This window comes from Vibrio casei (assembly GCF_002218025.2).
Classification (GTDB): Bacteria; Pseudomonadota; Gammaproteobacteria; order Enterobacterales; family Vibrionaceae; genus Vibrio; species Vibrio casei.
On sequence record NZ_AP018680.1, the window covers coordinates 1 to 20,703 of the forward strand.

A 20,703-nucleotide genomic window follows, 5' to 3' on the forward strand; every position below is an offset into this window, starting at 1 on the left:
GATCAGACCTCAAGAATTCAATTTAACGATCATTTTCATAATGATCTAGACAATAAAAGGAGCGCTATTCTACCTTTTTTAATCATCTGTGAGAATCGATTTGTCTAATTAAATAAAGGCTTCAAAGGCTTTAATATATATAAGATCTTTATATAGATCTTTTATTAGATCTACTATTAAGGAGACATGATCTTGTGGATAATCAAAAAATGATCATAAAGATCATAGTGTTTAGTAAGATCATTTCTTGTGATCTAAGCATGATCTTATTCTGTATTAGCTGGGATCTAAATGGCTAGTTATACACAGGCATTCTAATTTTAATAGTTATCCAGTGTATAAATAGGTTAAAATCACAGGATAAAACATTAGTTATCCACAAAAAAACAGGTTAAAAAATGAGCGGTTAGATATTTATTTTGAGAAGAAATTAAAATAAATAAAATTTCATGTGAATAAAAACAGAAAAAGGCAGGTATTTAACCTGCCTTTTTTCTAAAAAATTGGATATTTATGAGCATACTATTTTTATGTTTAGTCTATAAAAACGGCTATATTATGCTTTATCCAAGTTTCTGCTGCATCTTCTGGAACTGGAGTTTCGAGTATATCAATTTCTAGATGAGGACAAAGTTCTTCGGCGCCAATATCTAATAATGTTGCTCTGGCTTCTTTACCGGCACCACAAAAAGTATCGTAACTTGAATCACCAATCGCGATAACAGCAAATTTAACATCAGACATTTTCGGAGGAGCTGTTTTTAATGCTGTCATGAAAGGTTCAATATTATCTGGATAGTCACCTGCACCGTGTGTTGAAGTGATGATCAACCAAGTACCTTGAGCCTTAATCTGGCTTATATCGGGTTGGTTATGGATAGTTGTTTCTACGCCTTGTTCTACCAATAAATCACTTAAGTGATCCCCTACATATTCAGCGCCACCTAATGTGCTGCCTGTGATGATATGAATCATAGTCACTCCTTGATATAAATTGATACTGATTGGATAGCATTACTTTCCGATGCAAAATGATGAAAAAATTCGGCCTAGTAAGTCATCTGAATTGAATTCACCGGTAATTTCATTTAAGTGTTGTTGAGTGATTCTAAGTTCTTCTGCTAAGATCTCACCTGCCATATATCCTTCGAGCTGTTCTTGTCCTATTGCAAGGTGATCTGAGGCTTTATCTAGAGCCTCTAAGTGACGACGACGAGCCATAAAGCTGCCTTCACTGCCCCCTGAAAATCCCATGCATTCTTTTAAATGTACACGTAATGCATCAATGCCTTCACCTGTTTTTGCGGATAGGCGAATCAAGGTTGGATTATTGATGTGGCAGATCCCTAAAATTTCGTCTGTTTGATCGGCTTTATTTCGGATCACAGTCATGCCAATATTTTCAGGTAAGCGTTCAACAAAATCAGGCCAAATTTCTTTGGGATCGGTTGCATTGGTTGTGGTGCCATCTACCATGAATAGAATGCGATCGGCTTGGTTTATTTCTTCCCATGCCCGTTCAATACCAATTTTTTCTACTTCATCAGAGGCTTCGCGTAAACCGGCTGTATCAATAATATGCAGCGGCATTCCATCTATGTGAATATGTTCCCTAAGGACATCTCGGGTGGTTCCTGCTATATCGGTAACAATAGCGGACTCTTTACCTGAAAGTGCGTTAAGAAGGCTGGATTTACCCGCATTAGGGCGACCAGCAATCACGACTTTCATTCCCTCACGAATGATGGCTCCTTGATTGGCTTCTTTACGGACAGAGGCGAGATTATCAATAATTATTTGTAAGTCAGTGCTGACCTTTCCATCGGCAAGAAAATCAATTTCTTCTTCAGGAAAATCAATGGCGGCTTCAACATAAATACGCAAATGAATAAGAGATTCTACTAACTTATTTATTCGCCCTGAAAATTCCCCTTGTAGTGAATTTAAAGCTGATTTTGCGGCTTCCTCTGAACTTGCATCGATAAGATCAGCAATCGCTTCTGCTTGAGTTAAGTCTATTTTATCATTCAAAAAAGCGCGCTCAGAAAATTCACCAGGTCTGGCTGCGCGGATCCCTTTAATTTTTAGAATGCGTTTGATCAGCATGTCCATCACTACTGGCCCACCATGGCCTTGCAGTTCTAATACATCTTCCCCAGTAAAGGAATTGGGATTAGGAAAATAAAGCGCAATTCCTTGATCAAGTTGAGTGCCATTTTCATCAGAAAAGGGTAAATATTCTGCATAACGAGGTTTTACCTCTCTCCCTAATACTTCCACTGCAACTTGTTTGGCTTGCGGGCCTGAAACTCGGATTATACCAACGCCACCACGACCAAGGGCGGTAGCTTGAGCGACAATTGTCTCTGATTTCATAATAACAACCATTTTAGTAGTGGGCGCGAATCAATTGTAATTCGTTGAGTAAATGAAACAATACTTTTATAGCGTAATAAATAAAGCAAAAGGCGACCGTTAAGGCCGCCTTTAGTGACTGTATTATCTGAGAAGATTAGTTTTTGATCTTCTTCGAATGCAGACCTTTTTTCTCGAGCGCTCGGTAAATTAATGTTTGCTGTACCAAGGTTACGATGTTCGACATTAGGTAGTAAAGCACTAAGCCTGATGGGAACCATAAGAAGAAGAATATGAAGATGAGTGGCATAAACATCATCATCTTCTGTTGCATTGGATCTGTCACGGTTGTTGGGCTCATCTTTTGGATGATTAACATCGAGATACCCATTAATACAGGCAAGATGTAGTAAGGGTCTTGCGCAGATAAATCGTGAATCCAACCAAAGAATGGTGCATGACGTAATTCAACCGACTCCATTAATGCCCAGTAAAGTGCAATGAAGATAGGCATTTGTAGAAGAATAGGGAAACAACCACCCAGTGGGTTAACCTTTTCATCTTTGTACATAGCCATCATTTCTTGGCTGATGCGTTGGCGATCATCACCAAGACGCTCACGCATCGCAGTAATTTTCGGCTGTAACATACGCATTTTGGCCATTGAAGTGTATTGAGCTTTTGTCAGTGGGTACATCGCACCACGAACAATGAAAGTCAATAAGATAATGGCTATCCCCCAATTACTACTGATGTGAGCTTGTAGGAATGAGAGTAATGAGTGTAAAGGCTTGGCAATAAACCATAACCAGCCGTAATCAACCACGAGATCAAGATTTGGAGCAGTTGCTTCCATGGCATCTTGAAGTTTAGGGCCAGCCCATAACGTCGCTTTTATTTGACCTGTTTGGTCATTTGCGATCACTTGATTTGGGGTACGAACACCAATATCAGCCAAGTTGCCAATCACACGTGAATATAAAATGGTGCCTGGTTGATCGCGAGGAATCCAAGCTGACGTGAAGTAGTGTTGCAACATTGCAACCCAGCCTTGGCCATCTTCAAGTTTGATATTCAGGTTCTTGTCCTGCATTTCGTCAAACTTATATTTTTTATAATGGTTATCTGATGTTGAGAATGCACCACCAGTATAAACAGGCATCCCAATATGGCCGCTACCTTCTACCATGGTTTGGCGTAGGTGGGCATACATTCCTAGAGTCGCATCTTGACCTGAATGGTTTTTGATATCATAAACCACATCAACCGCGTAGCTTCCGCGTTTTACAATGAAGGTTTTGGTGTAATCAATGCCATTTGCGCTATAGGTGAAGGGAATACGTAATTCATCTTGACCGTCAGCAAGTTGGAAACTTTGCGCTGTCGTTTGATATTGAGGACGTTTAGAACTGCTAACATCAATACCTTGAGGGCCAACCAAACCGCTTTGAGCGATGTATTCATGCTCAGGCGTTTCTTTTAGTAAAACAAAAGAATCTTTAGAATCTAACGTAGCATTATATTTATTTAACCTAGCTGAAACAACATCACCACCAACCGGGTTGATAGCAAGCGTTAACACATCAGAGGTTACTTTGATGGTTGAAGCTGCAGGTTTGTTTTTAACTTGCTGAGGCGCTAATGGATCGGCTGAATTTTCAGCTGGATCATGAGGCAAGCTACCGTCGTTATTAGTTTGAGTCTGCTGCACGCTAGTTTGAGCTGGTTGAGCATCCTTATTATTCCATTGTTGGAACAATAAAAAACTTACTAGAGCAAAAGCGATTAACAGGATATTACGTTGAGAATCCATTGTTATTTATCTCTGTCGTGTTTTTGATTTGGTGGGACAGGGTCATATCCCCCAGCATGTAAAGGATGGCATTTTAATAGACGTTTGCCAGATAACCAACACCCTTTTACAAAACCGTGCGCACTGATTGCTTCTACAGCATAAGTAGAACACGTTGGAGTAAAGCGACATCGAGGTCCAAGCAAAGGACTAATGATTCCTTTATATAGGTAAATTAACCTAATTGCTAACCACGATAAGGGCGAGATAGGCGATGCCATAACTTCTCAAATAACTTAAAAACGTCATCGTTACTCAAATCTTGGGCACTCTTTTTTGCAATTACGACAAAATCTTTATTTGGCAATTGATGTTGTTTTAGACGAAAGCTTTCACGAGCTAAACGTTTAAATCGATTACGACCAACGGCGGTTTTGATTTGTTTTTTCGGAACAGCTAATCCAAGTCTTGGATGGGAGAGTGTATTATTGCGAGCGATAATAGTGAAATGAGGGGAGCCGGCTCGATGAGCTTGCTGAAAGACATTTTGATAATGCTCGGGAGTTAACAAACGTAACTCCCGAGTAAAAGTAGACTTAGTCAAAATAATTCAAGAATTATTTTGAAAGGCGCTTACGGCCTTTTGCACGACGTGCATTAATTGTCTTGCGACCGTTCTTAGTAGCCATACGAGCACGGAAGCCGTGAGTACGTTTGCGCTTAAGAACAGTAGGTTGAAAAGTGCGTTTCATGGTAATTACCTTTACTGATCAGTAGTTTATAGGTTCTTGTTAAACCCGGTGTGAGATGTTTTATCCGACACCTCTCAACAAAGAGGCGGAATTGTAATCATTGACCGTCAAAGAGTCAATGCTACATGACCTAATAAAGCGCATTTAATGCACCCTTTTATGGTCGTTGGCCTAAAAATCCGTGTGCGGATTATACGGTTTCTTATCTTAAGTGCAAGGATCCTTATTGGATCCCTACCTGATTTAAAAACTTAATAAGCTGTGGATTGGTTGGATCTTTAAATATTTGATCTGGCGTTCCTTGTTCAACAATTTTTCCGTTCGCCATATAGATCACTCGATCGGCTACTTCTCTGGCAAATTGCATCTCATGAGTCACCACCAGCATGGTTTGATGTTGTTTTGCCAGTTTTTTCATTAGCGAAAGTACTTCGCCCACCCATTCAGGATCGAGTGCTGAAGTCGGCTCATCAAACAGTAACAGTTCTGGTTCAAATGCCATTGCTCGACCAATACCCACTCGTTGCTGTTGACCACCAGACAATGCTGCTGGATAGCTGTCGCCTTTATCACCTAAACCAATATCATCAAGAATTTTCTGTGCATACTTAAGTGCATCATTTTTTTTCCATTCTCGGACCGTGATTAATCCTTCGGCAATATTTTGTCTTGCAGTAAGGTGCGAAAATAATGCGTAATTTTGGAAGACAAAACCGGTTTTACGACGTAATGCTAATATATCGGCTTTGGTGTGCTTTTCGGCATTGACTTTAACTTCATTAATACTGATTTCGCCTTGTTCGGGGCATTCTAGGAAATTAACGCAACGTAAAAGGGTCGACTTACCCGTACCGCTTGAGCCAATGATGACGATTATTTCGCCTTTTTTAATGTCAATATCCACACCACGAAGCACTTCGGTGTGACCAAACGATTTGTGAAGATTTGAAATCGTGATCATCGTTGATATGCCTTATTCAATTTATTTTCAGCCCAGGTTTGCACTTGAGTGAGTACTAATACGACTCCCCAATAGATCAAAGCAACCGCTAAGAATGCTTCGAAGAATCGAAAACTTGAAGAGGCTTCCATTTGTGCTTTTGCCATAATTTCTGCCACTCCCAGAGTGAAGGCGAGTGAGGTCGATTTAATCATATCAATGAAATAATTCATTAAAGAAGGCAGTGCCACACGAGCAGCTTGAGGGAGTATTATTCGACGCATGGATTGATAACGCGTCATGCCTATAGATAAACTGGCTTCCATTTGACTTCTATCAATACCAATAATGGCTGCTCGAATACTTTCTGCCATATAAGAAGCAAAGTGTAAGGTTAACCCTATGACGGCGGCAGTAAAGGCATCAATACCAACCATAATGGGGAAAATTTGTGGTAGTCCGTAATACAGTAAAAAGAGTTGTACTAATAGTGGCGTTCCACGAAAAAAGCTGATGTACAGTTGACTAATCTGGTTTAAAACTGGCACTTTAAACACGCGAATATTGGCGACAATAACCGCTAAAATAAGAGCGAAGATAACGCCCCATATTGCCATTTCTAATGTTGTGCCTAAGTATTTAAATAAAATAGGCAGAAGATCCAGCATGTAATTAAAATCAAAATTCATGACTAAAGATAATGTCCTTCAAATAGGCTAAATTGCCAGTAAACTTGTTTTTATAAGCATTTTGTTTGTCAGCGATAGGCGATAGTGAGCGACTTTGCTTCAATGCGCAATACTTTCAATATGCAGTATCTAGAGAATTGATTATTGAGTAAGGTCGGTCTAGTTTCCAGTGAGTGCTTTGATTACTTTTAATATCATATTAGTAAAAATAGCTTATTTGATAATAGATTATTGAAAAAATTCGATTTTCGATGATGAAATAAAAAACCGCTTCTATTCTTTATTTGAATAATGAAGCGGTTCTTAAATGTAGATTGGGTATTACTTTTTCGTAATATCTGCTCCAAACCATTTTTCTGAAATTTTGCCTAAGGTGCCATCTTCACGCATAGATGAAAGTGCTTTATTGACTTCAAGTTGTAATTTTTGGCCTTTGTCATTATTTACAAATGGCCATGCATTTTCGATTGTCTCAAAAGGTTGACCGGCTAATTGCAGTGGTAAGTTTGTTTGTTTGATCAATTGTAATGCTGAAAGTCTGTCCATGACGAAAGCATCTGAGCGACCTAAAGCCACATCTTGTTCAATACCAGCATCATAAGTTTTGATATTGATTTTGCCATCTTTATCATAGCTACGAAGTACTTGTTCAAAGTTAGACCCTAAGTTAACCGCAACCGTTTTTCCTGCAAGATCGTCGACACCTTGAATTGATTCATTGCCTTTTTTGACAGTGATCTGTACGCCATCAACGACATATGGGTCTGAGAAGATGTATTTGGCTTTACGTGCATCGGTGATAGTGACCTGATTTGAAATCGTATCGATACGACCTGTTTCCAATAAACCAAATAATCCTGAAAAATTAGCGGTCACGTATTTCACGTCATAATGATTACGCTTGCCTATTTCATCCCATAAATCGACTTCAAAGCCTTGTAATTTATCAAGTTTTTGGAATGTGAAAGGGAAGTAAGTTCCTGACATACCTACTTTGACTTCTTGATTATCAGCTTGTGCAAATTGAGTGACAGCAAAAAAGAGTGCAGCAGCAGTAACAACTTTATTGATAATTCGGCTCATGGTTTATTCTCCAGATGATTAGGCCTTTATGCTACGTTAAATGCTATTGATAAATCTAAGAACAAGATGTTATTAACCATAACCAATGATCTTAAAATGGCATAAATTACTAGCATAGTATCTGTGGGTAACTTTATCCTCTTTTTAGGTTATACACACCCTAAAAATCGTTTTAAGCGTTTGGTTTGGCAAAAAATTGGAATAGCAATAGAAAAAACTGTGAATAACTTAGATCTTATTCACTGATCTAAGGATCTAGTACTGGTGATCTTGCTAGTCAGGATGTAGAATTACATTCCTTTCAGATCATTTCATTTCGTGTGGGGTTAATGTGTCGTCTTCGTTATGGTTGCAATGCTTGCAACAGCTTCAAGAAGAGCTTCCAGCAACTGAATTCAGTATGTGGGTAAGACCTCTTCAAGCTGAACTCAATGACAATACTCTCACTTTATTTGCTCCTAACCGTTTTGTGTTGGATTGGGTGCGTGATAAATATCTCAACAGTATTAATCGTTTATTGAATGAGTTTTGTGGGGCAGATACGCCCAACCTTCATTTTGAAGTTGGCAGTAAGCCTGTTCATTCTTCAAATGTCGCGCCAAAAAGAACGGCTGCAGATGTGGCCGCTGAGTCTTCTGCGCCAGCTCAAGTTCAAAAAAGTCGTCCTTTGAATAAATCTTGGGATACTGGTCAACGTGAAGTAGTGATTGACGTAAATCATCGTTCTAACGTTAATCCTAAACATAAGTTTCATAACTTTGTTGAAGGTAAATCGAACCAACTCGGTCTTGCGGCAGCAAAACAAGTGTCAGACAATCCTGGTGTTTCTTATAATCCACTGTTTTTATATGGTGGAACTGGCCTAGGTAAAACTCACTTATTGCACGCGGTGGGGAATGCGATTGTTGAAAGTAAACCGAATGCTCGTGTGGTGTATATGCACTCAGAGCGTTTTGTGCAAGATATGGTAAAAGCACTACAAAATAACGCGATTGAAGAATTTAAACGTTATTACCGTAGCCTAGATGCTTTGCTTATCGATGATATTCAATTTTTCGCCAATAAAGAGCGTTCGCAAGAAGAATTCTTCCATACCTTCAACGCATTATTAGAAGGTAATCAGCAAATCATTCTCACTTCTGACCGTTATCCAAAAGAGATCAACGGGGTAGAAGATCGTTTGAAATCTCGTTTTGGTTGGGGACTTACCGTGGCGATCGAGCCACCGGAACTGGAAACCCGTGTCGCGATCTTGATGAAAAAAGCCGAAGATCACCAAATAACTCTTGCTGATGAAGTGGCTTTCTTTATTGCTAAGCGTTTACGTTCAAACGTACGTGAGTTGGAAGGGGCACTAAACCGTGTGATTGCCAATGCTAATTTTACTGGTCGTCCGATTACTATTGATTTTGTGCGTGAAGCGTTGCGTGATTTGCTCGCATTGCAAGAAAAGCTGGTCACGATCGATAATATCCAAAAAACCGTGGCGGAATATTACAAAATTAAAGTGGCTGATTTATTATCTAAACGTCGCTCCCGTTCGGTTGCTCGTCCTCGTCAATTGGCGATGGCATTATCAAAAGAGTTAACCAACCACAGTTTGCCAGAAATTGGTGATGCTTTTGGTGGTCGCGACCATACCACGGTGCTTCATGCTTGTCGGAAAATAAAAGAACTCCGAGAAGAAAGTCATGATATTAAAGAAGACTATTCGAACTTGATTCGTACGTTATCTTCTTAATCGATTATTAATAATATAAGCCTAGGCCGTGTTTTTAACAGAATGAGATTATTTAGAGTAGATTATGAAATTTACCATTGAACGCACTCAATTGATTAAACCTTTGCAGCAGGTCTCTGGTGCTCTTGGTGGTCGCTCAAGCTTACCTATTTTGGGTAACTTATTAATTAAAGTTGATAATGGTGAATTGTCGATTACCGCGACCGATTTAGAAGTCGAGTTAGTGTGTCGTTTGGCGCTAGAGGGTGACTTTGAACCTGGCAGTACGACGGTACCATCACGTAAATTCTTGGATATTTGTCGTGGTTTACCCGATAGTGCACCGATTAATGTCACTCTGGATGATGAACGATTATTGATAAAATCAGGTCGTAGTCGTTTTTCATTAGCAACATTACCGGCCGCAGATTTCCCAAACATTGAAGATTGGCAAAGTGAAGTGGAAGTAACGATCACACAGGTTGAATTACGCCACTTAGTCGAAAAAACACAATTTTCGATGGCGAATCAAGATGTTCGTTATTACTTAAATGGCATGTTGTTTGAAATTGAGGGAACGACTTTGCGTTCGATTGCGACCGATGGTCACCGTATGGCGGTTGCTGAAACCGCGTTAGTGGGTGAGTATTCACAACAACAAGTGATTGTACCGCGTAAAGGTGTTCTAGAATTGGTTAAGCTATTGGATCGCCCTGATGAGCAAGTGACGTTGCAAATTGGTAGCTCGAACATTCGCGCCAATGTAAACGAGTTTACCTTCACTTCTAAGCTTGTTGATGGCCGTTTCCCAGATTATCGCCGTGTCATGCCGCAATCAACCAATAAAACGCTAGAAGCGGATTGTGAAGCGTTGCGTCAATCGTTTTCACGAGCAGCGATTTTATCGAATGAAAAATTTCGTGGCGTGCGAGTAAATTTAGCTGGCTCTGAAATGCGTATTACTGCTAATAACCCAGAGCAAGAAGAAGCAGAAGAAAACCTTGATGTGAACTATCAAGGTGAGCCATTAGAAATTGGTTTTAACGTGAGCTACGTATTGGATATTTTGAATACTCTAAAATGCCAAACGGTGCGTATGTCGATGAGTGATGCTAATGCCAGTGCTTTGGTTGAAAATATCGAAGATACCTCAGCAATGTATGTTGTTATGCCGATTCGCTTATAAATGCCATTAACTCGTTTATCTATAAAGCAATTTCGCAATATTGAAGCCTGTGATATCTCGTTATCATCAGGCTTTAATTTTCTTGTCGGGCCCAATGGCAGCGGTAAAACCAGCGTATTAGAAGCGATTTATTTGCTCGGGCATGGCCGTTCATTTAAAAGCACCTTAACCGGGCGAGTGATCCAAAATGAACAAAGCGAGTTGTTTGTCCATGGGCGCTTTTTGTCTGATGATGATTTTGAGTTGCCGATTGGTATTAATAAACAACGAGATGGCAGCAGCGAAGTCAAAATTGGTGGCCAAAGTGGGCAGAAAATTGCTCAACTGGCGCAAATCTTGCCTCTGCAATTAATTCACACCGAAGGCTTTGAGCTTTTGACCGAAGGGCCTAAATTTCGTCGTGCCTTCATTGATTGGGGGGTATTTCATACTCAACCGAGTTTTTATGAAAAATGGGCGCGATTAAAGCGTTTAATTAAGCAAAGAAACGCCTTATTGAAAACCGCGAGAGGTTATCAAGAACTGAGTTATTGGGATAAAGAACTGGCCGAATTGGCGGAAACCATTAGCCAGTGGCGCTTTGACTATGTCACACAGTTAAAACAAGTGGCAGAACACATTTGTGGTGTATTTTTACCTGAATTTGAAGTGAAAATTCAGTATTATAGAGGGTGGGATAAAGACACGCCCTATGCTGAAATTTTACAAAAGAATTTCGAGCGTGATCAGCAACTCGGTTACACCTTTAGTGGACCGAATAAAGCCGATCTAAAACTAAAAATTAATGCGACACCGGTGGAAGATGTTTTGTCTCGTGGGCAGTTAAAGCTCATGGTGTGTGCTTTGCGTTTATCGCAAGGTCAGCATCTAACTGATACCACAGGTAAGCAGTGTATTTATTTAATTGATGATTTTGCCTCAGAGCTAGATGGTCAACGTCGAGGGCGTCTTGCTGAGTATTTAAAGCAAACGCAGGCACAGGTTTTTGTAAGCTCTATTACTGCAAGTCACATTGTTGAAATGCAAAGTGAAAATAGCAGGATGTTTCATGTGGAACATGGCAAAATAGAGCAAGGATAATTAAGGCGAGAACAATTCATGTCGAATAACAATGATTCTGCAAATAGCTATGATTCATCGAGTATTAAAGTACTTAAAGGGCTAGATGCTGTACGTAAGCGTCCAGGAATGTATATCGGTGATACCGATGATGGTACCGGCCTTCACCACATGGTGTTTGAGGTCGTCGATAACTCAATTGATGAAGCATTAGCTGGCCATTGTTCAGACATCATAATCACCATCCATGAAGATAACTCCGTATCCGTTAGTGATGATGGCCGTGGTATTCCAACTGAAATGCATGAAGAGGAAGGGGTTTCTGCCGCTGAAGTTATCATGACCGTATTGCATGCGGGTGGTAAGTTTGATGATAACTCTTATAAAGTGTCTGGCGGTTTACACGGTGTAGGTGTTTCTGTGGTTAACGCCTTGTCTGAAAAAGTTGAGCTGACCATCAAGCGTAAAGGCGAAATTTTCCAACAAGTTTATAAGCATGGTGTGCCTCAATCACCGTTGGCCGTCATAGGTAAAACAGAAGACACAGGAACTCGTATTCGTTTCTGGCCAAGTGAAGAAACGTTTACCAATATCGAATTCCATTACGAAATTCTTGCTAAGCGTTTACGTGAATTGTCATTTTTAAACTCAGGCGTTTCAATTAAATTGACCGATGAGCGCGAAGAAGATAAATCGGATCACTTTATGTTTGAAGGGGGCATTCGCGCTTTCGTTGAACATCTAAACCGTAACAAAACGCCGATTCACCAAAAGATTTTCTATTTTGACCATGCTCGTGAAGAAGACGGCATTACCGTTGAAGTGGCGATGCAATGGAACGATGGTTTCCAAGAGGGCGTGTACTGTTTTACCAATAACATCCCACAACGCGATGGTGGGACTCACTTAGCGGGTTTCCGTGGCGCATTGACCCGTACCTTGAATAACTTCATGGACAAAGAAGGCTACTCGAAGAAAGCCCAAGCGGCGACGTCGGGTGATGATGCTCGTGAAGGCCTAACTGCGGTGGTTTCGGTAAAAGTACCTGATCCAAAATTCTCAAGCCAAACCAAAGATAAACTGGTTTCTTCTGAAGTGAAATCAGCGGTTGAATCGGCGATGAGCGAGAAACTATCGGAATTTTTAATTGAGAATCCTGGTGAAGCAAAAATAGTTTGTGGCAAAATTATTGATGCGGCTCGTGCTCGTGAAGCGGCGCGTAAAGCTCGTGATATGACTCGTCGTAAAGGCGCGTTAGATTTAGCCGGCTTACCCGGTAAACTGGCTGATTGCCAAGAAAAAGATCCTTCTCTTTCTGAATTATACATAGTGGAAGGGGACTCTGCTGGCGGATCAGCCAAGCAGGGACGTAACCGTAAAAACCAAGCGATTTTACCGCTGAAAGGTAAAATCCTAAACGTTGAAAAAGCACGTTTTGATAAAATGCTGTCTTCACAAGAAGTAGCAACGCTTATTACCGCACTTGGTTGTGGTATTGGCCGCGACGAATATAACCCAGATAAACTGCGTTACCACAACATCATCATCATGACCGATGCCGATGTCGATGGTTCTCACATCCGTACCCTGCTTTTGACTTTCTTCTACCGTCAAATGCCAGAGCTTATCGAACGTGGTTACATCTACATTGCTCAGCCACCACTTTATAAAGTGAAGAAAGGCAAGCAAGAGCAATACATTAAAGATGAAGAAGCGATGGAGCTTTATCAAGCAGGGCTTGCTTTAGATAATGCGGGCCTATATGTGAATACTGACGCGCCAGCATTAACTGGTGAAGCGCTTGAGAAATTGGTTCTTCAATACAATGAAGGTATGAAGCTAGTTAAGAGAATGAGTCGTCGTTATCCATATGCGATGATTAATGAACTGACATATATTCCTCGCTTAACCGCTGAGATGTCTAAAGATGCGACTCAAGTTCAAGCTTGGGGACAAAAGCTTGTTGAGCAATTGAACGCGAAAGAAGTCGGTGCGAGCCAATACTCTCTTGAAGTTGAAAAACACGAAGAGTTAGGGGTGAGTATTGCTAAACTTGTTGTTCGTACTCATGGTGTCATGCACGAATACGTTGTGTCTTTAGATTTACTAAACTCTAAAGAATACGGTCGTTTAGCGGATTTATCGGAAGCATTAGATGGCTTAATTGAAGAAGGCGCTTATGCTAAACGTGGTGAGCGTACTCAAGAAGTGTCGAGTTTCTCTGAAGCATTGGATTGGTTGATTAAAGAGTCTCGTCGTGGTCTTTCACTACAACGTTACAAAGGTCTAGGGGAAATGAACCCCGATCAACTTTGGGAAACTACCATGGACCCAGAAACACGTCGCATGATGCAAGTAACCATTGATGATGCGGTTGCATCCGATGAATTGTTCACGACATTGATGGGCGACCAAGTGGAGCCTCGTCGTAAGTTCATTGAAGACAACGCATTGAAAGTAGCTAACCTAGATGTTTAGACTTAGACGTGTAGTCTGAAACGCTAACTGAAATCTTTAAAAGCCCTTTGTTCGCGCAAAGGGTTTTTTGTTTTCTAGGGATAAAAAATAGATTAAAAAATTTCCAATTATCCCCTTGAAAGCCATTTTTTCGACCTTATATATGATCTTGAAAGGGATGCCGATAAGCTCTGACTCTGAAGTTTTTTCTTATAAAGACTTTGCGATAAAGACAAAGAGTGGGCCCTTGCAACGCTAAGTCTATTTCGCCGATAGGGTTATAGATAGGCACTTAAATTAAATCGCGAGTTTCGGCTCGGGTCGAAAACTTGCACACTATTGCTTAAATTAGAGGATAGTATTATGCGTAATGTAGACTTCTCACCTTTATACCGTAACGCCATTGGTTTTGATCGTTTATTAAACCTAATGGAAACCAATAACGCCAAAAATACCTCAGGCGGATACCCTCCATACAATATCGAGAAAAAAGACGATAACCACTACCGTATTACGATGGCGGTGGCCGGTTTCTCGGAAGAGCATCTTGATATTACTCAGCATGAAAACATGTTAATTGTTCGTGGTGAACGTCAGCCGGAAGAAGGCAAAAACTACGTTTATCAAGGTATCGCAGAGCGTGATTTTGAGCGTAAATTCCAGCTCGCGGACTACGTAAAAGTGTTAGGCGCGAATATGGAAAATGGTTTATTGCACGTCGATTTGGAACGTGAAATCCCAGAAACGATGCAACCACGTAAAATCGCGATTAACGGTAAAGAGCTGCTAGAAAACTAGTAAGTTAGAACATTGCTAATCTAGTCAGCGACTAAAGGAAGAGAAGGGTGCCAATTGGGCACCCTTTTTTGTAATTGCGCTTATATTATTGAAGCTAGTTTGCTTGATATGCCTTATTCACTTCTTCAGCAATAATCTCAATGCCACGTTGCATATCTTTATCACTTTGTACGTAGTTCATGCGTAGACATTGATGGGCGTGATCCCATTTTTCATCTGTATTCTCTTGCCCAAAGAAAAAATACTCTCCCGGAACAATGAGCACTCCACGGGCTTTTAAGCGTTGGTAGAGTTCCATAGTGGTGATCGGCAGTTCATCAAACCACAACCATAAGAAAATCGCGCCTTCCGGTTTATGGATTTTAAAGCGTAGATCGGGAATAGCACTTTGTAATAGCTCGACCGCATGTTGCGCTTTAGCTTGGTAATATGGCTTAATCACATTCTCGCTTAATGGCAGTAAATCCCCTTGTTTGATCATGTGATGAGCGATGGCTGGGCCAATACTACAAGGGGCTAAATTGATGATGCCATTGATGTTGGTCATCGCTTGCGTCATGGCTTCGCTGGCAATCACAATTCCGCAACGCACACCCGGTAAGCCTAGCTTCGATAGGCTCATACATAAGATGGTGTTGTCATTCCAAAACGGGGTGACGTCTTCAAAAATAATATTGGGGAAAGGTGTGCCGTACGCGTTATCAATGATCAGTGGAATATTATTGTCACGCGCAAGTTTATCCAGTTTACGTATTTCTTCATCGGTTAACACATTGCCAGTTGGATTGGTTGGGCGAGAGGCACAAATGGCGGCAACCGAGTCATCGATATGCACTTGTTCAAAATCGACATGATATTTGAACATACGATTATCCAGCATTTCAATTTCAGGATGGTAAGAGATAAAAATATCTTCATCGATACCGGCATCGCTGTAACCAATGTATTCTGGAGCCAGTGGCAATAATATCTTCTTATGGCTACCGTCGGCTTGTTTACCGGCAAAGAGGTTAAACAATGAGAAGAAGGCACTTTGGCTGCCGTTAGTCAGGCTGATGTTTTTCTCGCTAATATTCCAACCGTAGGTGTTCTTCAATAATTCAGCGAGGGCTTGAAGAAATACATTCTTCCCTTGTGGCCCGTCGTAATTGGTCATGGCGGCAATCAAGTCGCCATTTTCGAGCATATCAGTACTGGCTTGTTTAAAGTACTCGAGCATTTCTGGAATGGCGGCAGGATTACCACCACCGAGCATGATGGCACCGGGAGTGCGTAAACCATCATTGAGATCATCCATTAACTGGGTAATACCTGAGTAGCGATTAAACTTATTACCAAACTGAGAGAATTGCATATCTTTTATATCCAACATTACGGTTACCAATTGAATGCTGAACATACCTGATTGTGTAATTGATAGAAAGAGGGAACGTGAAAGACGTGCAACAAAAAACCATGATGGTTATTCATGGTTTTTGGCAGATGGAATGAGAATTGTGATCATTTAAATAAACTGCTTCCAATCAATGCCGGTTATTCTTTCATCGGCTATATACACCAATATATCATCTTTTTTGATGGTATGTTCGAGGGGTGGATTAAGCGTTAAGCCATCACCTTGGTTCACCGCAATTAAAATCGCATCATATTGCTGTTTAAAGCGTGAAAAAACGGTATTAAAGCTGGTGGGTTGGCCTTGATATTTGACCATATATTGCGTCATTCCTAGCGCGTTATTGACTAGTTCATAATGCAATTGGCTTGAGCCTGGATCGACAGCAGATTTGGCTATCATTTCTGAAGCAATGGATGGAATACATTCGACATTCTTACAGTGTTGTTTAAGTAGAGTACCAAGATGTGCATCTCTAAAGTAGGTCACGATATGCGCATCTGGATTTTCATTAGCACAATTCAACCCAGCCGCCATGATGTCGTTATCACTGTCCAAATCAATGATAATAGTTTTGGCTTTACTCATGCCGGCTTTAGCCATGCCTTGTTCGTCGGTAAATGAACTGACATGGACAAATTCAATTTTGCTTGGGAAAGGGTTTTCAATTTCTTGTGCTGAACATAATACAATATCTTGATGACTGCTTTTGATTTCATGCAACAACATTTCGATTAAGTGCGGAGTGCGTTGTTCGCTCCAACCTAAAATTAAAATATGATTTTCTACGTTCACTTTTCTGTGCCCCATTAATCGTGCTTTCCATAGTTGGATAGCGTTAGTTGCCAAACGCCCGACTACCATTGCGAATAAACCAACACCACCCGGAATAATAAAGAGAGCGGTAACCCATTTTCCCATTTCGGTTTGAGGTGACATATCGCCATAACCGACGGTTGATCCCGTGACCATGATGTAATAAATAAAATCAGAAAAAGGTGTTAAAGCCTCTTCTTGAGCAAAATCCAATAAACCCCAAGCGATGACCAAGTAGATCAGTAAAGCGAACAGTAGGTTTTGCCCACTGAGTCGATTGAATTTAGCCGTGAACCAGCGGTGAAGCTGTTGCAATATTGGCACGTAAATTTAATCCTTTTCTTTTCGTACTCAAAAATAAAAAGCCCAAGCTAATTATAGCTTGGGCTTATCATGACCAATATCAACGTTAATCCCAAGAGTCTTTTGGTAACAACTTTTATCGGCTCACATTATTGGCTTTTACTTTATCTTTTTGACGCGCTTATTTTTGCAATAAAGAGATGTCGGCAATTTGCAAGAACAAGTTACGTAAGTTGTTCAGCAGAGTTAAACGGTTTTTCTTCAGTGCTTCATCGTCGCTCATAACCATCACGTTATCAAAGAAGGCATCGACCGGCTCACGCAGTGCTGCCAACTTACTTAACGCTTGTTGGTAATCACCCGTTGCGAATGCAGGTTCGAGTGCTTCGGTCATTACTTCAACTTCTTCCGTTAATGCTTTTTCAGCATCTTCTTGCAATAAAGTAAGATCAATGTCGGCACTCAATTTACCATCAAATTTAGCCAGAATATTACCGACACGCTTGTTGGCGGCCGCCAGAGCTTCGGCTTCATCCAGTCCACGGAAGTGTGATACCGCTTTTACGCGCTGATCGAAATCTAATGGTTTGGTTGGGCGACGAGCCAATACCGCTTGGATGATATCGATGCTAAAGCCAGCGTCTTGATACCAAGCGCGGAAGCGACCAAGCATGAATTCAAGTACGTCGTCTTCTACGTTTTTATTGCTTAATTCGACTTTAAATTGAGCTTTGGCTTGAGCAATTAATTCAACCAAGTCTAGGTTATAACCTTTCTCAACGATGATGCGCAAAATACCGAGTGCAGCGCGACGCAAAGCAAATGGGTCAGAACCTTTTGGCGCTTGGCCAATACCGAAAATACCCACCAGCGTATCGAGTTTATCAGCCATCGCAACCGCAGCGGCGACATTTGAATTTGGTAGTGAGTCACCAGCAAAGCGTGGCATGTATTGCTCGTTTAGTGCTACTGCTACTTCTTCGTCTTCACCGTCGTGACGTGCGTAGTGCATGCCCATAACACCTTGGGTGTCGGTGAATTCAAATACCATAGAAGTCATTAAGTCACATTTGGCTAATAGGCCTGCGCGTTTTGATTTCTCAACGTCAGCACCGATTTGTTCAGCAATAAAGCCAGCTAATTCAGTGATGCGATCGGTTTTATCTTTGATGGTACCCAATTGTTTTTGGAAGATAGCCGTTTCAAGCTCTGGCAGGTGAGATTCTAGCGTGCGCTTACGGTCTGTGTTGAAGAAGAACTCCGCATCGGCTAAACGTGGACGAACCACTTTTTCATTACCTTCAATTACTTGACGTGGATCTTTTGATTCGATGTTTGACACAAAGATGAAGTTTGGCAGTAGCTTCTTGTTGTCGTCCCCTTCACCATAAGAATAGACTGGGAAGTATTTTTGATCGCCTTTCATGGTGTAAACCAAGGCTTCAGAAGGCACTTTCAAGAACTCTTCTTCAAATTTCGCGGTTAACACAACCGGCCATTCGACCAAAGAAGTTACTTCTTCGACTAAATCATCTTCTAGATCGGCACTGCCGCCAACTGCAGTCGCGGCTTTTTGAGAATCACGCAGAATAATAGTTTTACGTGCTTCGTAATCGGCCATTACTTTACCGCGTTCTTCGAGCAAGCTTGGATATTGATCGGCATTGTCGATAATAAATTCACGTTCACCCATAAAGCGGTGACCGCGGATAGTACGAGCAGACGCCACACCTAAAATTTCACCTTCGATCAGCTCATTACCTAACAAAATAGTCAGGGTTTTGACTGGGCGAATAAATTGGATGTCTTTATCAGCCCAACGCATTGGTTTAGCGATCGGAAGATTAGCCAGTGCTTTAGCGGCCATATCAACCACTAAATCTTTTACTGCTTGGCCTTTGACTTGTTGTTTGTGCAGTAACCATTCGCCTTTATCGGTTTTCACACGCTCGGCTTGTTCAACCGTAATGCCATTGCCGCGAGCCCAGCCTTGAGCGGCTTTGGTTGGGTTACCATCAGCATCAAACGCAGATGCAATGGCAGGGCCACGTTTTTCAACGATTTTATCTTGTTGACCTTCTTCCAAGTCGGTTACTTTTAACGCTAAGCGACGAGGTGTGGCGTACCATTTAACACCAGCATGAGCGATATCCGCGGCTTTTAATTCAGCTTCAAAGTTAGCTGCAAAGCTTTCCGCTAGCGTGCGAAGTTGTGTTGGTGGCAGCTCTTCTGTTCCGAGTTCGATTAAGAAATTCTTCGCCATGATTACTTCTCCTCGCTAGTGTTGGATGTATTTTTAAGCATCGGGAATCCCAATGCTTCACGAGAGGCGTAGTAAGCTTCTGCAACGGATTTGGTTAAATTACGAATACGTAAAATATAACGCTGACGTTCAGTGACCGAGATCGCTTTACGCGCATCCAGTAAGTTAAACGCATGACCTGCTTTTAAAATGCGCTCGTAAGCTGGCAGTGAAAGCGGCGTTTCAAGTGCAAGTAGCTCCTGACATTCTTTTTCACATTGGTCAAAGAAGCTAAATAGGAAATCCACATCAGCGTGTTCGAAGTTGTAAGTGGATTGTTCGACTTCGTTTTGGTGGAAAATATCACCATAGGTTACTTTGCCTAATGGGCCATCTGTCCATACTAAGTCGTAAACAGAATCAACACCTTGGATGTACATCGCCAAGCGCTCAATACCGTAAGTGATCTCGCCAGTTACTGGTTTACATTCAAGGCCGCCGACTTGTTGGAAGTAAGTAAATTGTGTTACTTCCATACCGTTTAACCATACTTCCCAGCCTAAACCCCAAGCACCCAGAGTTGGGTTTTCCCAGTTGTCTTCTACAAAGCGAATGTCATGCACCAACGTATCAATACCCAGTGTTTCGAGTGAACCGAGGTACAGTTCTTGAATATTATCTGGTGACGGTTTGATGATCACTTGAAATTGATAGTAATGTTGCAAACGGTTTGGGTTTTCACCGTAGCGACCGTCGGTAGGGCGACGTGATGGCTGGACATAAGCAACCGCAATTGGCTCTGGGCCGATAGCACGTAAACAAGTCATCGGGTGAGAAGTTCCCGCGCCTACTTCCATATCTAAAGGTTGAACAATGGTGCAGCCAACTTGGGCCCAATAATCCTGCAGCGCGAGGATCATTCCTTGAAAGGTTTTGACGTCGTATTTTTGCATAATGTGATTTGCCTACTCAGTTCGCGCGATCTTTTAAAATAGTGGATTAGTATAGCGAGTTCACTTATTCGCCTCAATCTGTGATTACAGTAAAAGCTTTATTGATTGAATGAAAAGAGCGGAACTTATATCCTTTTGCGATAAAAGCGCCATAAACGGCTAAAA

General features: G+C 41.2%; 18 protein-coding genes. 5 read left to right on the forward strand and 13 right to left on the reverse strand.

The window, feature by feature from the left end; all coding sequences use genetic code 11:
- Positions 1-534: 534 nt before the first annotated feature.
- The 9 genes from mioC to VCASEI_RS00045 all read right to left on the reverse strand — a co-directional run bounded on the left by mioC (position 535) and on the right by VCASEI_RS00045 (position 7,611).
- Complete coding sequence (mioC, locus tag VCASEI_RS00005; RefSeq protein WP_086959096.1) at positions 535-975, reverse strand: FMN-binding protein MioC; 441 nt, start codon at positions 973-975, stop codon at positions 535-537.
- Between the two features lie 39 nt (positions 976-1,014).
- On the reverse strand, positions 1,015-2,376 hold the full coding sequence (gene mnmE, locus VCASEI_RS00010) for a tRNA uridine-5-carboxymethylaminomethyl(34) synthesis GTPase MnmE (protein ID WP_086959094.1): 1,362 nt from the start codon (positions 2,374-2,376) through the stop codon (positions 1,015-1,017).
- Between the two features lie 136 nt (positions 2,377-2,512).
- Entirely contained in the window at positions 2,513-4,168 is a 1,656-nt protein-coding gene (yidC, locus tag VCASEI_RS00015) for a membrane protein insertase YidC (RefSeq protein ID WP_089110362.1), read from the reverse strand.
- A gap of 2 nt (positions 4,169-4,170) precedes the next feature.
- On the reverse strand, positions 4,171-4,428 hold the full coding sequence (gene yidD / locus VCASEI_RS00020) for a membrane protein insertion efficiency factor YidD (protein ID WP_086959090.1): 258 nt from the start codon (positions 4,426-4,428) through the stop codon (positions 4,171-4,173).
- Positions 4,395-4,718, reverse strand: coding sequence for a ribonuclease P protein component (gene rnpA, locus VCASEI_RS00025; RefSeq protein ID WP_238321410.1), 324 nt, complete (start codon positions 4,716-4,718; stop codon positions 4,395-4,397). Before rnpA ends, yidD begins: the two co-directional genes overlap by 34 nt.
- A gap of 46 nt (positions 4,719-4,764) precedes the next feature.
- Complete coding sequence (gene rpmH, locus VCASEI_RS00030) at positions 4,765-4,899, reverse strand: 50S ribosomal protein L34 (protein ID WP_017024264.1); 135 nt, start codon at positions 4,897-4,899, stop codon at positions 4,765-4,767.
- Positions 4,900-5,122: 223 nt separating this feature from the next.
- On the reverse strand, positions 5,123-5,860 hold the full coding sequence (locus VCASEI_RS00035; RefSeq protein ID WP_086959087.1) for an amino acid ABC transporter ATP-binding protein: 738 nt from the start codon (positions 5,858-5,860) through the stop codon (positions 5,123-5,125).
- A complete protein-coding gene (locus VCASEI_RS00040) occupies positions 5,857-6,528 on the reverse strand; it encodes an amino acid ABC transporter permease (RefSeq protein ID WP_086959085.1) in 672 nt (223 codons plus the stop codon). Before VCASEI_RS00040 ends, VCASEI_RS00035 begins: the two co-directional genes overlap by 4 nt.
- 321 nt (positions 6,529-6,849) lie before the next feature.
- On the reverse strand, positions 6,850-7,611 hold the full coding sequence (locus VCASEI_RS00045; RefSeq protein WP_086959083.1) for an amino acid ABC transporter substrate-binding protein: 762 nt from the start codon (positions 7,609-7,611) through the stop codon (positions 6,850-6,852).
- A 331-nt stretch (positions 7,612-7,942) separates the two neighbouring features.
- Between VCASEI_RS00045 and dnaA the strand changes: the two genes are divergently transcribed.
- The 5 genes from dnaA to VCASEI_RS00070 all read left to right on the forward strand — a co-directional run bounded on the left by dnaA (position 7,943) and on the right by VCASEI_RS00070 (position 14,831).
- Positions 7,943-9,352: a chromosomal replication initiator protein DnaA gene (gene dnaA / locus VCASEI_RS00050; protein WP_086959079.1), complete on the forward strand. Its 1,410-nt coding sequence runs from the start codon at positions 7,943-7,945 to the stop codon at positions 9,350-9,352.
- Between the two features lie 64 nt (positions 9,353-9,416).
- Positions 9,417-10,517 carry a DNA polymerase III subunit beta gene (gene dnaN / locus VCASEI_RS00055; RefSeq protein WP_086959078.1) on the forward strand — a complete coding sequence of 367 codons (1,101 nt, stop codon included), beginning with the start codon at positions 9,417-9,419 and terminating at the stop codon, positions 10,515-10,517.
- The gene (gene recF, locus VCASEI_RS00060) at positions 10,518-11,597 is read left to right on the forward strand and encodes a DNA replication/repair protein RecF (RefSeq protein ID WP_089110363.1); all 1,080 of its coding nucleotides are present in this window, start codon (positions 10,518-10,520) and stop codon (positions 11,595-11,597) included. It abuts the gene before it with no gap.
- 18 nt (positions 11,598-11,615) lie between these two features.
- Positions 11,616-14,054 carry a DNA topoisomerase (ATP-hydrolyzing) subunit B gene (gene gyrB / locus VCASEI_RS00065; RefSeq protein WP_086959074.1) on the forward strand — a complete coding sequence of 813 codons (2,439 nt, stop codon included), beginning with the start codon at positions 11,616-11,618 and terminating at the stop codon, positions 14,052-14,054.
- A gap of 342 nt (positions 14,055-14,396) precedes the next feature.
- The gene (locus VCASEI_RS00070) at positions 14,397-14,831 is read left to right on the forward strand and encodes an Hsp20 family protein (protein WP_089110364.1); all 435 of its coding nucleotides are present in this window, start codon (positions 14,397-14,399) and stop codon (positions 14,829-14,831) included.
- A 94-nt stretch (positions 14,832-14,925) separates the two neighbouring features.
- Here VCASEI_RS00070 and VCASEI_RS00075 read toward each other — a convergent pair whose 3' ends face one another.
- The 4 genes from VCASEI_RS00075 to glyQ form a co-directional block, all read right to left on the reverse strand.
- Positions 14,926-16,185 carry a valine--pyruvate transaminase gene (locus VCASEI_RS00075; RefSeq protein ID WP_089110379.1) on the reverse strand — a complete coding sequence of 420 codons (1,260 nt, stop codon included), beginning with the start codon at positions 16,183-16,185 and terminating at the stop codon, positions 14,926-14,928.
- Between the two features lie 150 nt (positions 16,186-16,335).
- Positions 16,336-17,364, reverse strand: coding sequence for a potassium channel family protein (locus VCASEI_RS00080; RefSeq protein WP_174208752.1), 1,029 nt, complete (start codon positions 17,362-17,364; stop codon positions 16,336-16,338).
- 160 nt (positions 17,365-17,524) lie between these two features.
- Complete coding sequence (gene glyS / locus VCASEI_RS00085; RefSeq protein WP_089110365.1) at positions 17,525-19,606, reverse strand: glycine--tRNA ligase subunit beta; 2,082 nt, start codon at positions 19,604-19,606, stop codon at positions 17,525-17,527.
- 2 nt (positions 19,607-19,608) lie between these two features.
- Positions 19,609-20,538: a glycine--tRNA ligase subunit alpha gene (gene glyQ / locus VCASEI_RS00090; RefSeq protein WP_089110366.1), complete on the reverse strand. Its 930-nt coding sequence runs from the start codon at positions 20,536-20,538 to the stop codon at positions 19,609-19,611.
- Positions 20,539-20,703: the final 165 nt, after the last annotated feature.

Bases quoted from the DNA above. Each gene is read 5' to 3' on its own strand.
- gyrB (WP_086959074.1), top strand. From the start codon at position 11,616: ATGTCGAATAACAATGATTCTGCAAATAGCTATGATTCATCGAGTATT.
- glyS (WP_089110365.1), bottom strand. From the start codon at position 19,606: ATGGCGAAGAATTTCTTAATCGAACTCGGAACAGAAGAGCTGCCACCA.
- mnmE (WP_086959094.1), bottom strand. From the start codon at position 2,376: ATGAAATCAGAGACAATTGTCGCTCAAGCTACCGCCCTTGGTCGTGGT.
- yidC (WP_089110362.1), bottom strand. From the start codon at position 4,168: ATGGATTCTCAACGTAATATCCTGTTAATCGCTTTTGCTCTAGTAAGT.
- recF (WP_089110363.1), top strand. From the start codon at position 10,518: ATGCCATTAACTCGTTTATCTATAAAGCAATTTCGCAATATTGAAGCC.
- yidD (WP_086959090.1), bottom strand. From the start codon at position 4,428: ATGGCATCGCCTATCTCGCCCTTATCGTGGTTAGCAATTAGGTTAATT.
- VCASEI_RS00070 (WP_089110364.1), top strand. From the start codon at position 14,397: ATGCGTAATGTAGACTTCTCACCTTTATACCGTAACGCCATTGGTTTT.
- mioC (WP_086959096.1), bottom strand. From the start codon at position 975: ATGATTCATATCATCACAGGCAGCACATTAGGTGGCGCTGAATATGTA.
- rpmH (WP_017024264.1), bottom strand. From the start codon at position 4,899: ATGAAACGCACTTTTCAACCTACTGTTCTTAAGCGCAAACGTACTCAC.
- VCASEI_RS00040 (WP_086959085.1), bottom strand. From the start codon at position 6,528: ATGAATTTTGATTTTAATTACATGCTGGATCTTCTGCCTATTTTATTT.
- VCASEI_RS00075 (WP_089110379.1), bottom strand. From the start codon at position 16,185: ATGCAATTCTCTCAGTTTGGTAATAAGTTTAATCGCTACTCAGGTATT.
- dnaN (WP_086959078.1), top strand. From the start codon at position 9,417: ATGAAATTTACCATTGAACGCACTCAATTGATTAAACCTTTGCAGCAG.
- glyQ (WP_089110366.1), bottom strand. From the start codon at position 20,538: ATGCAAAAATACGACGTCAAAACCTTTCAAGGAATGATCCTCGCGCTG.
- VCASEI_RS00035 (WP_086959087.1), bottom strand. From the start codon at position 5,860: ATGATCACGATTTCAAATCTTCACAAATCGTTTGGTCACACCGAAGTG.
- VCASEI_RS00045 (WP_086959083.1), bottom strand. From the start codon at position 7,611: ATGAGCCGAATTATCAATAAAGTTGTTACTGCTGCTGCACTCTTTTTT.